The sequence below is a fragment of the Streptomyces pallidus (ex Mingjun et al. 2026) genome, from assembly GCF_051550185.1.
Classification (GTDB): domain Bacteria; phylum Actinomycetota; class Actinomycetes; order Streptomycetales; family Streptomycetaceae; genus Streptomyces.
Genome location: NZ_CP196181.1, coordinates 2,940,972 through 2,953,151, shown reverse-complemented (window position 1 = coordinate 2,953,151; position 12,180 = coordinate 2,940,972). Strand labels below are relative to the sequence as shown.

The 12,180-nt window shown below is 71.6% G+C and carries 13 protein-coding genes; 8 read left to right on the top strand and 5 right to left on the bottom strand.

What is annotated here, in order from left to right; all coding sequences use genetic code 11:
• The first annotated feature begins 71 nt into the window (after positions 1-71).
• Both ACSHWO_RS12665 and ppgK read left to right on the top strand, forming a co-directional pair.
• On the top strand, positions 72-1,079 hold the full coding sequence (locus ACSHWO_RS12665) for a 4-hydroxy-3-methylbut-2-enyl diphosphate reductase (RefSeq protein ID WP_404234180.1): 1,008 nt from the start codon (positions 72-74) through the stop codon (positions 1,077-1,079).
• 21 nt (positions 1,080-1,100) lie between these two features.
• Entirely contained in the window at positions 1,101-1,919 is an 819-nt protein-coding gene (ppgK, locus tag ACSHWO_RS12660; RefSeq protein ID WP_385838051.1) for a polyphosphate--glucose phosphotransferase, read from the top strand.
• Positions 1,920-2,015: 96 nt separating this feature from the next.
• Here the strand turns inward: ppgK and ACSHWO_RS12655 are convergent, their stop codons facing one another.
• Positions 2,016-2,528 carry a DUF6542 domain-containing protein gene (locus ACSHWO_RS12655; protein ID WP_438311846.1) on the bottom strand — a complete coding sequence of 171 codons (513 nt, stop codon included), beginning with the start codon at positions 2,526-2,528 and terminating at the stop codon, positions 2,016-2,018.
• 135 nt (positions 2,529-2,663) lie between these two features.
• Between ACSHWO_RS12655 and ychF the strand changes: the two genes are divergently transcribed.
• Complete coding sequence (ychF, locus tag ACSHWO_RS12650; protein WP_361099422.1) at positions 2,664-3,752, top strand: redox-regulated ATPase YchF; 1,089 nt, start codon at positions 2,664-2,666, stop codon at positions 3,750-3,752.
• 97 nt (positions 3,753-3,849) lie between these two features.
• Here the strand turns inward: ychF and ACSHWO_RS12645 are convergent, their stop codons facing one another.
• Entirely contained in the window at positions 3,850-4,416 is a 567-nt protein-coding gene (locus ACSHWO_RS12645) for a Uma2 family endonuclease (RefSeq protein ID WP_438311843.1), read from the bottom strand.
• Between the two features lie 92 nt (positions 4,417-4,508).
• Between ACSHWO_RS12645 and ACSHWO_RS12640 the strand changes: the two genes are divergently transcribed.
• The gene (locus ACSHWO_RS12640; RefSeq protein ID WP_385838095.1) at positions 4,509-4,742 is read left to right on the top strand and encodes a type II toxin-antitoxin system Phd/YefM family antitoxin; all 234 of its coding nucleotides are present in this window, start codon (positions 4,509-4,511) and stop codon (positions 4,740-4,742) included.
• Positions 4,743-4,777: 35 nt separating this feature from the next.
• Here the strand turns inward: ACSHWO_RS12640 and ACSHWO_RS12635 are convergent, their stop codons facing one another.
• Positions 4,778-5,755 (bottom strand): SMP-30/gluconolactonase/LRE family protein, encoded by a 978-nt coding sequence (locus tag ACSHWO_RS12635; protein WP_438311840.1) that lies wholly within the window; start codon positions 5,753-5,755, stop codon positions 4,778-4,780.
• 119 nt (positions 5,756-5,874) lie between these two features.
• Between ACSHWO_RS12635 and ACSHWO_RS12630 the strand changes: the two genes are divergently transcribed.
• The 4 genes from ACSHWO_RS12630 (at position 5,875) to ACSHWO_RS12615 (ending at position 9,881) form a co-directional block, all read left to right on the top strand.
• The gene (locus ACSHWO_RS12630; protein WP_361099437.1) at positions 5,875-6,312 is read left to right on the top strand and encodes a MarR family winged helix-turn-helix transcriptional regulator; all 438 of its coding nucleotides are present in this window, start codon (positions 5,875-5,877) and stop codon (positions 6,310-6,312) included.
• A 395-nt stretch (positions 6,313-6,707) separates the two neighbouring features.
• Positions 6,708-7,799, top strand: coding sequence for an alpha/beta hydrolase (locus ACSHWO_RS12625; protein ID WP_385838397.1), 1,092 nt, complete (start codon positions 6,708-6,710; stop codon positions 7,797-7,799).
• A gap of 184 nt (positions 7,800-7,983) precedes the next feature.
• Positions 7,984-9,090: an alpha/beta hydrolase gene (locus ACSHWO_RS12620; protein ID WP_438311838.1), complete on the top strand. Its 1,107-nt coding sequence runs from the start codon at positions 7,984-7,986 to the stop codon at positions 9,088-9,090.
• A gap of 8 nt (positions 9,091-9,098) precedes the next feature.
• The gene (locus tag ACSHWO_RS12615) at positions 9,099-9,881 is read left to right on the top strand and encodes a trypsin-like serine peptidase (RefSeq protein ID WP_361099446.1); all 783 of its coding nucleotides are present in this window, start codon (positions 9,099-9,101) and stop codon (positions 9,879-9,881) included.
• 12 nt (positions 9,882-9,893) lie between these two features.
• On the opposite strand, the gene ACSHWO_RS12610 is transcribed toward ACSHWO_RS12615, so the two are convergent.
• Together ACSHWO_RS12610 and ACSHWO_RS12605 are read right to left on the bottom strand one after the other, a co-directional pair.
• Entirely contained in the window at positions 9,894-10,703 is an 810-nt protein-coding gene (locus ACSHWO_RS12610; protein WP_438311836.1) for an isocitrate lyase/PEP mutase family protein, read from the bottom strand.
• A gap of 131 nt (positions 10,704-10,834) precedes the next feature.
• A complete protein-coding gene (locus ACSHWO_RS12605) occupies positions 10,835-11,947 on the bottom strand; it encodes a pyridoxal-phosphate dependent enzyme (RefSeq protein WP_361099452.1) in 1,113 nt (370 codons plus the stop codon).
• Positions 11,948-12,180 lie beyond the last annotated feature (233 nt).

The window sequence follows — 12,180 nt, the reverse complement described above, 5'->3', positions numbered from 1 at the left end:
ACGGACGCGCGACACGGCCCCGGCGGCCGGCCCGAACGGGCGGCGTACGGCCCCGCCGCGGCCCCCGTACGATGGACCGCATGAGTGCTGCCGCCGCCCCTGCTCCCGCATCCCGCCGCGTCCTGCTCGCCGCTCCCCGCGGCTACTGCGCGGGCGTCGACCGAGCCGTGATCGCTGTCGAGAAGGCCCTCGAGCAGTACGGTGCGCCGGTCTACGTCCGGCACGAGATCGTGCACAACAAGTACGTCGTCCAGACGCTGCAGAAGAAGGGCGCCATCTTCGTAGAGAAGACGGAGGAGGTCCCCCCGGGCAACATCGTCATGTTCTCCGCCCACGGCGTGGCCCCGGTGGTGCACGAGGAGGCGGCGCGCGGCAGGCTCGCGACGATCGACGCGACCTGCCCGCTCGTCACCAAGGTCCACAAGGAGGCCATCCGGTACGCGAAGGAGGACTTCGACATCCTCCTGATCGGCCACGAGGGCCACGAGGAGGTCATCGGCACCTCCGGCGAGGCCCCGGAGCACATCACGATCGTCGACGGCCCGGACGACGTCGACAAGGTCACCGTCCGCGACGAGTCCAAGGTCGTCTGGCTCTCCCAGACCACCCTCTCGGTCGACGAGACCATGGAGACCGTCGACGCGCTGAAGACCAAGTTCCCGCTGCTGGTCTCCCCGCCGAGCGACGACATCTGCTACGCCACCTCCAACCGGCAGGCGGCCGTCAAGGCGATGGGTGCCGACGCGGACCTGGTCATCGTCGTCGGCTCCAAGAACTCCTCGAACTCCATCCGCCTGGTCGAGGTCGCCCTCGACGCGGGCGCGCGCGCCGCCCACCTGGTCGACTTCGCCAGCGAGATCGACGAGGCCTGGCTGGAGGGCGTCACCACCGTCGGCCTGACCTCGGGCGCCTCGGTGCCGGAGGTGCTCGTCGAGGAGGTGCTCGAATGGCTGTCCGAGCGCGGCTTCGCCGACGTGGAGATCGTCAAGACGGCCGAGGAGTCCATCACCTTCTCCCTGCCGAAGGAACTGCGCCGCGATCTGCGCACGGAAGCCGCCGCACTGGTCGCCGACGAGTAGCGCTTTCCGTACGGTGAGTCCATGCACATCTTCGGCGTGGACATCGGCGGCACCGGGATCAAGGGCGCGCCCGTGGACCTGGACCGCGGCGGCCTGGCCCAGGAGCGCCACAAGGTACTGACACCGCAGCCGGCCACCCCCGACGGGGTGGCCGGCTGCGTCGTCGAGGTGGTCCGCCACTTCGGCTGGGACGGCCCGATCGGGGTGACGTTCCCCGGCGTCGTCACCGGCGGCGTCACCCGCACGGCGGCCAACATGGACCCGTCGTGGATCGGCGTCGACACTGCCGGCCTGCTCGCGCAGCGGCTCGACGGCCGGCACGTCACCGTCCTGAACGACGCCGACGCCGCCGGGATCGCCGAAATGACGTACGGCGCCGGCCGCGGCCGCGGCGGCACCGTCATCCTGCTGACCCTCGGCACCGGCATCGGCAGCGCCGTCTTCACGGACGGGCGGCTCGTCCCCAACTCGGAGCTCGGGCACCTGGAGCTGAAGGGCCACGACGCGGAGAAGCGGGCGTCGGTCCGGGCCAAGGAGGACGAGGACCTCACCTGGGAGCGCTGGGCGCGACGGCTCCAGAAGTACCTCGCCCACGTGGAGATGCTGTTCTCACCGGACCTGTTCATCCTGGGCGGCGGCGTCAGCCGCAAACCGGAGAAGTTCCTGCCGCTGATCGACGGCATCCGGGCGGAGATCGTCCCGGCGAAGCTCCAGAACAACGCGGGGATCGTGGGCGCGGCGATGGCGGCGGCCGCGGGGTCGGCGGCGGGGGCGGAGGCCGCGGTGAGCACGGAGGCGGAGGCGGGAGCGGTGCGGTCGGCGGCGGACCGCAGCACCTGAGGACGGACCGCAGCGCTCAGGGGCGGACGGCAGCGCCTGCGGACGGATCGCAGCGCTCCGGGGCGGACCGCAGCCCTTACGGGCGGACGGCAGCGTCTAGGAGGGTGTCGCCCGGCGGGGGAGGCGGCGCCTGCCGATCAGCGCGGCCTTCCGCACGATGACGATCAGCGCGGCCATCAGCGTCCCCCCGTACAACCAGCCGGCGTGCAGCGACAGGGCCGAAACCAGGCCCATCACCTGCGCGCCGAACCCGCCCGAGTCCCCGGAGATCGGCCAGACCCCGACGGCGAAGGCGATCGGCACGGCGATCGGCGCGGTGACCAGGTCGGCGGGCCGCACCCACAGCGCGGTCGCGGCCGCGACGGGCACGAACAGCAGCCCGTACACGAACTGCGAGCCGTCGAACAGCAGCCAGACGAACCCGGCGACGAGCGTCATGGCCACGCACGCGAACAGCCCGCCGCCGAGTCCGGTCAGCCGTGGCCGCGGCAGCCTGCGCACGGCCGTCGGCCGGGGCCGCCCGCCGCCCTGGGCGGGCACGCCGCCGGGACGCCGGGGCTGCTGCCGCTGCGGGTGGTGAGGGGCCGGGCGCGTCCTGTAGTGCTCCACCCCCCAAAGCTAGGCGTGCGGGGTGCGCTATCGCCGTGGGGACACGCGTACAACGCGACCCGCTCATCGGAAAGTAAACTGTCCGGTGGCCCGCTCCCGGGCCGCCGCCCCCTCCAGCTACGGGAAGTCGCCAACGTGTCGCTCACGATCGGAATCGTCGGCCTGCCGAATGTCGGCAAGTCGACCCTGTTCAACGCCCTGACCAAGAACGACGTACTGGCGGCCAACTACCCGTTCGCCACCATCGAGCCGAACGTCGGCGTCGTCGGTGTCCCGGACGAGCGCCTCGCCAAGCTCGCCGAGGTCTTCAACTCGCAGCGCATCCTCCCGGCGACCGTCGACTTCGTCGACATCGCCGGCATCGTGCGCGGCGCGAGCGAGGGCGAGGGCCTGGGCAACAAGTTCCTTGCGAACATCCGCGAGTCCGACGCGATCTGCCAGGTCATCCGTGCCTTCAAGGACGAGAACGTCGTCCACGTCGACGGCAAGGTCTCGCCCAAGGACGACATCGAGACGATCAACACCGAGCTGATCCTCGCCGACCTGCAGACCATCGAGAAGGTCCTGCCGCGCCTGGCCAAGGAAGCCCGCATCAAGAAGGACGTGGCGCCGAAGGTCGCGGCCGTCGAGGCGGCCAAGGAGATCCTGGAGAAGGGCGACACCCTCTTCTCCCACGGCATCGTCCAGGGCTCCGAGAAGGCCGAGCTCCTGCACGACCTGCACCTCCTCACGACGAAGCCGTTCCTCTACGTCTTCAACGTCGACGAGGACGAGCTGACGGACGACGCCTTCAAGGCCGAGCAGCGCGCCCTGGTCGCCCCCGCCGAGGCGATCTTCCTGAACGCCAAGCTGGAGGCCGACCTCGCCGAGCTCGACGAGGCCGACGCCATGGAGCTCCTCCAGTCCGTCGGCGCCGAGGAGCCCGGCCTGGCCACCCTGGCCCGCGTCGGCTTCGACACCCTGGGCCTGCAGACGTACCTCACGGCCGGCCCGAAGGAAGCCCGCGCCTGGACCATCAAGAAGGGCGCCACGGCCCCGGAGGCGGCCGGTGTCATCCACACCGACTTCCAGAAGGGCTTCATCAAGGCCGAGGTCATCCACTTCGCCGACCTGGTCGACTGCGGCTCGGTCGCCGAGGCCCGCGCCGCCGGCAAGGCCCGCATGGAGGGCAAGGACTACGTCATGCAGGACGGCGACGTGGTCGAATTCCGCTTCAACGTGTAGTCGTGAACTCACTGCGCGTGAGGCTTGGGTTGAACGTGCAGGTCGGAAGGGGTCGGGCTCCGTCGAGTCCGACCCCTTCTGCGTTCCCGTGCCGACTTCAGCTGCTTCGGGGTGGTGTGAGCTTGTCGAGGTCCAGGGTGATCTCGAACGGCACCGGGCGCTGGAGGGTGCCCCGGAAGATGCCGGCGGGCGCGTAGGCGCCGGTCGGTTCGTCGAGCTCGTAGACGTGGACGACGGGTGCCCCGTCCTCGTCCTCGATGCACCAGTAGTGGGGGATGCCGGCCTCCGCGTACTTGCGGAGCTTCACCGTGCGATCGCGGTGGGCGGACTCGGGGGAGGCGGCTTCAACGACGAGCTTCACGTTCTCCGGGGCGTACCAGGTGCGATCAGGGTCGTAGGGCAGGTCCGTCAGCAGGAGGTCCGGCTCGGGACGGTTGCGGGAATCGAGGCGGATCGTCATCTCCCGCTCGACTTCGAAGCCGGCCGGCGCCTGCGCCATGAGCGTGGTCGTCAGGGCTGTGACGAGGCGGCCGTGCCAGGACCGCTGGGGCGCGGGCAATCCCGAGTCCGCCCCCTTCGTCGTCAGCGTGCTGGATGGGTGCGGGGCGTTCTGGCGTGGGGTCAGCGGCAGTCGGGTCTCGTGGACGGTGGACCGGTGCCGCACGTGAACGTCCCAGACCGCGAGATCCGGTTGATCTCGCGCTCCTCCCGCGGAGCGGTGGGTAAACGGTGTGGGTTGGGGGAAGGGTCGGGGGCATGTTCGTTACTGCCTGTGCCGCCCGAAACGGGCTCCTTCCGCTGATCAAGAAGGTCAACGAGAGTCACGAGGTCGTCGAGATCGTCTCCGAGCACGGTGACGCCGTTCTGCTGTCCGCCGAGGACTACGCGGCGCTGCGTGAAGGCTCGCACCCGTTCCGTTCCGGCGAGGGTACGCCGGGGGATCACGGCGTACGGGAGCGTGTTCGACCGCGGTCGCGCGTCGGGGTCTGAGTCGGTCGACCGGCGCGGTGTGCCGGTGCGGGGCGTCAGAGGCCCTGGATCGCGGCGATCGTGAAGGTGGTCGGGGTCTCCGGGCCGCCCATGGGGCCGCCCTTGTCGAACTGGGAGCGGACCACCAGGGTGCGGCCCGGGGTGTGGGTCAGGGTCGTCGGGATCTGCAGGGACGGGTCCGTGAGCGTGCGGGTCAGGCGGGCGTGGGTGCCGTCCGGGGTCAGGTGCCACCGGGTCAGGGTGTTGGTGGTGTTGTGGGCCACCCGCAGGGTGCCGTCGGCGGCGAGGTCCAGGCCGTCGGCGTGGGTGAGGTCGCCGCCCTGGAGCGTGACGCGTGACAGCGCGCCCGTGCGCAGGTCGATGCGGTGGAGGTCGCCCGCGATCATGTCCACCGCGAGCAGGTACCGGCCCGCCCGGTCCGAGGTGATGCCGTTGAGGCTGAAGGTGCGCCCGGGGACCGGAGTGAGGCGGCTGCTCAGGTCGTACGCGGGGCTGAGCGTCCCGGAGCCCGCGGCCAGTTCGCGCGGGGTGACCCGGTAGACCACCGCGCGGACGCTGTCCGTCAGGTACGCCGTGCCGTCCGGGGTGATGGTCAGGTCGTTGACGAAGCGCGGGCCGGCCCCCGGGACCTCGAAGCGGGCCAGGCGGCTGCCGGTCCCGGTGTCGTACACGGTGACCCCGGCGGTGGAGTCGGTCACCCACAGGCGGCCGCGGGTGTCGACGCGCAGGCCGTTGGCGGTGCGGCGGCCGTCGGTCCCGGCGGGCAGGAACACCTCGGCCCTCGCCCGGCCGGGCAGGGCCCGGTAGACGGTGCCGTCGGCGTACGAGCCGACGTAGACCGCTCCGGTGCGGCGGTCGGTGGCGATGCCCTCGGGGTAGACCTTCTCGCCGGGGAGGGTGAAGGCCGTGGAGATACGGCCGCCGTGGGACTGCGCCACCGCCGTCGGTGCGGTGGTCAGGGCGAGTGCCGCCGTCAGGGACAGGACGGCGGCGGACAGGAGCTTCTTCGACACCAGGGTCCTCTTCTTCGTCTTCGGCTTTCGAGCAGGCCGCGTTGTTCGGGGTCTGCTTCTTGTGTGGGTCTGAATCTAAGTTAGGGCTCTAATCATCGCAAGGGGATTAGTATGCGGTGATGACCTCCATGGCCCCCGAGGAGCGGATCGGTTCGCACCTCAAGCGCGCCGAGCAGGCGCTCCTCGCGGCGAAGACCGCAGCGCTCAAGCCCTCTGCGGTAACGGTTCCGCAGTACGCGGCCCTGCTCTGGCTCGCCGAGAAGCCGGGCATCTCCGCCGCCGCGCTGGCCCGGCTGTGCGGGGTGACGCCCCCGACCATGACCACCGTCCTGAAGAACCTCCAGGAGCGCGGGCTCATCGAGCGCTCCCCGCACGAATGGCACCGCAACGTCCTGGAGACCCGCCTCACGCAGGAGGGCCGGGCCGTGATGGAGCAGGCCGACGCCGCCGCCGTGGCGGTGGAGCGGGCGCTCGCCGCCGAGTTCTCCGAGGAGGAGCGGGAGCTGCTGGTCCGGCTGCTGGGGCGGTGCGCGCAGGTGCTCGGCGGCCGGACGTGATCTTGGGGTGCGCGGTTCCCGTGCGGTGATGTGCGGGTCGTCTTTTTGCCGGTTCTTGGAACGGAATGCTGCATTCGCACATCAGAACCAAGGGGGACGCCCACAGCTTCTGTCCCGCTCGGGGGCAGCCATGACCGTTCGGAGCGAAGTCCGTGCACCAGTACCCGCAGCGCCCGCGGCCCGACGACCAGCCGCGTGCGCCGTACCCGCCGTACGAGGACCATTCGTACGAGGACCAGTCGCAGGGGTACCCGCCGTACGGGGAGCGGCGCGGTCGTCAGCCCTACCCGGATCCGCACGCGCAGCAGCCGCCACCCCCGCCGGGTCGCGCGGCGCGCGAGCACCCCTACGAGCCGCAGCCGGTCGGGCCGCCCTGCCCGGACCCGAGCGCCCACATACGCCCGCGGGACACCGAGCCGCCCCGCAAGCGGTCCCGCAAGGCGGTGTGGATCAGTGCCGCCCTGGCGCTGGTCCTGCTGCTGGGCGGTGGCGGTTTCGCCGCCTGGAAGGCGGAGTGGTTCTCCGGCAACGGCGACACCGTGAGCTTCGGCAAGGACCAGGCCGCCGGCAAGGGCTCCGGCGACGGGGCCCAGGGCGGGGCGAAGGCGGCGGCGCCGTCCGGTGACCCGGACGTGCAGATGCCGACCGGGCCGAAGGCCGAGTTCAAGCAGACCACCAAGCTGGACGACGGCACGATCATCGCCAAGACCACGCTGACCGGCCCCAAGTCGGGCTTCACCGGCAGCGTGTGGGTCTGGGCCCCGAAGCAGTACGACGACCCGAAGTACGCCAAGAGCGCCTTCCCGGTCCTCATCGCGCTCCCCGGCGGCAACGGCTTCCCCGACAACTACTGGATCGACCGCAGCCTCGGCCTGCAAAAGACGATCAGCGAGGGCGTCCAGGCCGGCACGAGCCTCCCCTACATCGTGATCATGCCGGTGCTCAACCCGGACGCCAAGTACTACTACGACGGCTCCGACATCCCGGGCCAGCCCAAGATGGGCACCTGGATCGCCGAGGACGTCCCGAACCTCGCCAAGGCCAACTTCCGCACCTACAAGTCCCGTGACGGCTGGGCCTTCATGGGCTCCTCCTCCGGCGCCTTCGTCGGCATGAAGACCGTCCTGCAGTACCCGGACCGGTTCAAGGCCGTGATCGCCAGCGGTGGCGAGATCGTCCCCGACTCCCCGCTGTGGAAGGGCCACCAGGCGGAGATGGACGCGAACAACCCGGAGAAGCTCGCCAAGAAGCTGATCGACAGCAACGGTCCGGAGGTCTTCATCAACTTCCAGGTCGGCACCAAGGAGAGCGGCAAGGACCGGATGGTCAAGTTCCAGCAGCAGTACGGGAAGGGTCCCGTCAAGACCACCATCCGCGACATCCAGAACGGCGAGCACAACGGCTGGCACTACGTCCGGGGCATGAAGGAAGGCTCCCTGGAGTGGGTCAGCAAGGTGCTCAAGGGACCCAAGCCCGACGCCGGCTGATCCCGGGTCGGTCCCCGGCCGACCAGGCACGCAGCACGATGCGCGGGGCGGGGCGTGGCCCGTGCCACGTCCCGCCCGTCCCAGGCAACCCATCCGGTCGTTGATGCCTCTGTAACGGGTGTAAGGGGGACCGATCGGTCCGACTCGCGCCCGTCCGGGCGCCGGAGAAGGAACGGGACATTTCGTGCAGCATGACCAGCTTCAGGGCGACGGCCGCCTCGCGGTCGAGGAAGGCCCCGTGACCACGGGCCGCCCACGCCCCAAGCACCGCCTGGGCAGGCTTCTGGCCGTCGGCGGGCTCGCGTTCGCGCTGACCGCCGGGGGTGGAGCGGCGGCGTACAAGTTCGGCCTGTTCTCGGACATAGGGGATCCCATGTCCTTCGACAAGGCCAAGGAATCGGCCGCGACCCAGGACATCCGGCCGGGGGTCAGCATGCCCACCGGGCCCAAGGCGGCCTTCGTCCGCACCAGCCGGCTGCCCGACGGTACCCAGATCGCCAAGACGACGCTGACCGGCGCGAAGTCGGGTTTCACCGGCGACGTGTGGGTCTGGGTGCCCAAGCAGTACGACGACCCGAAGTACGCCAAGAGCGCCTTCCCGGTCCTGATCTCCCTGCCCGGAGGCCGCGGCTACCCCAAGAACTACTGGGGCACCGGCCCGGGCCTGGGCCTGCAGCAGGCCGTGATCGACGGGGCGAAGGCGGGGACCAGCCTGCCCTTCATCCTCGTCATGCCGGTGATCAACGCGGACACCAAGCACCACTTCGACGGCTCGGACATCCCCGGCCAGCCCAAGATGGGCACCTGGATGGCCGATGACGTCCCGGCTTTCACGAAGGCCAATTTCCGCACGTTCACCTCCCGCGACGGCTGGGCCATCATGGGCTCCTCCTCGGGAGGTTTCGGCGCGTTCAAGCACGTCCTGAAGCACCCCGACCGGTTCAAGGCGGCCATCGCGAGCGGCGTCGACATCGTCCCCGACTCCCCGCTGTGGAACGGGAACAAGCAGGCCATGGACGCGAACAACCCGGAGAGGCTCGCCGAGAAGCTGATCTCCGAGGGCGGCCCGGAGGTCTACATCAACTTCCAGATCGGCACCGCCGAGACCGGCCGCGACAAGGCGGAGAAGTTCATGAAGGAGTACGGCAGGGGCCCCGTGCACACCCGGCTGCAGGTGATCCAGGATGGTGAGCACAACGGAAAGTCGTATGTTCGCGGCATGAGGGAGGGCTCCCTGGAGTGGATCAGCAAGGTGATGTTGGCACCGACCCCCGATCCCGGCGTGCGCTGAACGCGGTCGTGAGGGGAGCCTCCGCGGCGGCCGTCGCCGGTGTGGCGGCCGCCCTCGCCGTGGGCTTCGTCAGGGCCACGGACGAGGACGCGGGCGCCGTCCACCCCTTTCCCGGGGTCGGCGTGCTCATGGCGAACGGGGAGCACTGGTGCACGGCGAGCGTCGTGGACAGCCCCAAGGGCACCGTCGTCGCGACCGCCGCGCACTGCGTGGCACCGGCCGGGGAGAACGGCGAGCCCGGCGAGGTCGCCCACGACGGCCGGGAGATCGGCGAGCTGTCCTTCGCCCCCGCCTTCTCGGGCGAGGGCGCGGGCAGGCAGCCGCTCGGCGTGTGGAAGGTCCGGGCGGTCCACGTGGACGAGCGGTGGACGAAGTTCGGCGAGGACACCGCCGACTACGCCTTCCTCAGCATCGAGCCGGACGAGGACGGGCTGACCGTCCAGCAGGCCGTCGGCCCGGGGGAGGCCCCGGCACCCGAGTGGACCTCCGGCTACGAGCGGGACGTGACGGTGGTCGGCTACCCCGAGTCCAGCCGCAACCCGCAGAACAAACCCGTCTCCTGCACCACGCAGACCACTCACGACGAGGACGACCCGGCCATGCTGTACATCGGCTGCGCCGGGTTCTGGACGGGCACCAGCGGCAGTCCGTTCATCGCCGACCGCGGCGGCCCGGGCAGCCCGGGCCGGCTGATCGGGGTGCTGAGCGGCGGGGACACGGACGTGGACTCCACGGCCGCACTGTTCGACGAACGGGCCAGGGCCCTGTACGAGCAGGCGGCCGAGGACTGACGGCCCGCCGGGTCAGCCCTTCAGGAGGCCGTTCAGCTCCCCGTACGGGAGGGCGTCGGCGACCGCGGTGTACGTGCCGGCCGCGAGGAGCTCCTCGGTGGCGCGGCGCACCACGCCGTACGCGGCCTCGGCGACCGCGGAGCCGAGGCTGACGCGGGCCACGCCCAGCTTGCCGAGCTCGGCCACGGACGGGGCGTCGGGCCCGGCCAGCACGTTCAGCGGGGCGTCGATCCCGCGGGCGAGCTCGGCGACCACGGCCGGGTCGGTGACCCCGGGCACGAAGACGCCCGAGGCGCCCGCCCGCAGGTAGGCGGCGGCGCGGGACAGGGTCTCGTCGAGCCGGCCCGCCGGGTCGCCGAGACCGAAGAGATAGGTGTCGATCCGCGCGTTGACGTACAGCGGGACCCCGGCGGCGTCGGCGGCGGCGCGGGCCGCGGCCAGGCGCTCCGCGTGGTCGGCGGGCGCGCGGGTGCCGTCCTCGATGTTGATGCCGACCGCGCCGGCGGCGACGACGCCGGCGACGGTCTCCGCGACGCCGGCCGGGTCGGCGCCGAAGCCGCCCTCGATGTCGGCGGTGACGGGTACGCGGACCGCGCCGGCCACACGGGTGACGAGGTCGAGGGCGCGGTCCCGGGCCAGCGAGTCCCCGTCGGGGGCGCCGAGGGACCAGGCGACCCCGGCGCTGGTGGTGGCGACGGCCGGGGCGCCGGCCGCCTCGACGAGACGGGCGCTCATCACGTCCCAGGCGTTGGCCAGGGCGAGCGGGGCGCCGGGCGTGTGCAGCGCGGCGAAGCGGTGGGCGAGGTCAACACGGTTGGTCATGGGGCCAGTCCAGCAGACGGCCCCGGCCCATGACCGGCGATTTTCCGCCATCTACGTCCGCGCCCCCCGGAGCCGCGCCCTCCGACCCCGCAGCCGCGCCCTCCGTCGCCGGGCCGGCGGCTCGCCCCGGGTCAGGGGGCCAGGCCCGCCTTCAGGCCCGTGCCGCACAGCGGGACCACCGCCGTGCGGCCGGCCAGGGGGTCCGAGGGGGCCGCCGGGCCCACCGCCGCCCAGCAGGCCGCCGCCGTCGGCTCCACGAAGAGCCCCCGACCGGCCAGGTCCCGCTGCGCGGCGCGCAGGGCCTCCTCGGACACGGTCAGGAAGGTGCCGCCGGACTTGCGGACCGCCGCCAGGATCTGCCGTGCGCGCGGCGGGGCCGGGATGGCGATCCCCTCGGCCAGGGTGGGCAGCTGCTCCACCGGGTCCGCGTCCTCCGCGCCGGCCTCGAAGGCCGCGGCCAGCGGGGACACCGCCGCCGTCTGCACCGCGACCAGGGCCGGCGGACGCGCCCCGCGCCGGGCCAGCTCCTCCACGGCCAGCGCGGCGCCGAGCAGCAGCGTGCCGTTGCCGACGGGGACGACGAGGGCCTCGGGGAGTCGGCCGCCGAGCCCTTCCCAGACCTCGTACGCGTACGTCTTGGTGCCGTGCAGGAAGTACGGGTTGAAGACGTGGCTCGCGTAGAAGACGCCGGGGCGGTCGGCCTCGGCCCGGGCCGCCTCGGCGGTGGCCTCCCGGCCGCCCGGTACGACGCGGACGGCGGCGCCGTGGGCCCGCATCTGCTCGGTCTTCTTCGCCGATGTGCCCTCGGGCACGAAAATTTCACATGTGAGCCCGGCCCGTGCGCAGTACGCCGCCACGGCCGTCCCCGCGTTGCCGCTGCTGTCCGCGATCACCCGCTCCGGACCCAGCCGCCGGGCCAGTTCCACGAGCATCACCGCGCCCCGGTCCTTGAACGAACCCGTCGGCATCAGGAAGTCCAGCTTGGCGTGAATCCGCTCCGCGAGCGGGACCAGCGGAGTGTTGCCCTCCGACAGGGTGACGGAGAAAGCGCCCGGTAGCGGCAGGGCGGATCCGTACCGCCAGAGCGAGTTGGGTCCGGCGGACGGGTTGAGCTCGATGGCCGGATCCGGTGCGAAGTCGAGGTCCCACGGGCCGCTGCAGACGGGGCAGCACCAGGGCGCCGTCCGGGCATCCGCGCGCGTGCCGTCGTCGGGGCAGACGTAACCGGGGATTGCGTGCGTCATGTGCGGAGCACCTTTGCTCGTTCATGGCCGTTGTATGGCACGGATGTTACGCGTTCGCCTTCCCCTTGTGGGATGGCGCGAGGCTGCGCCAACCTTTCGGAGGCGGCAGCGCGGCAGCCCCTCCGTGAATTGTCATGGCCATGTCTGTAATCGTGACCGTGTGCGCCGTGTGGCGCCCGCGACGCCGTCCCGGATCCCCGAAGCGCACCCCCCGACGAGGAGGACCCCCCACA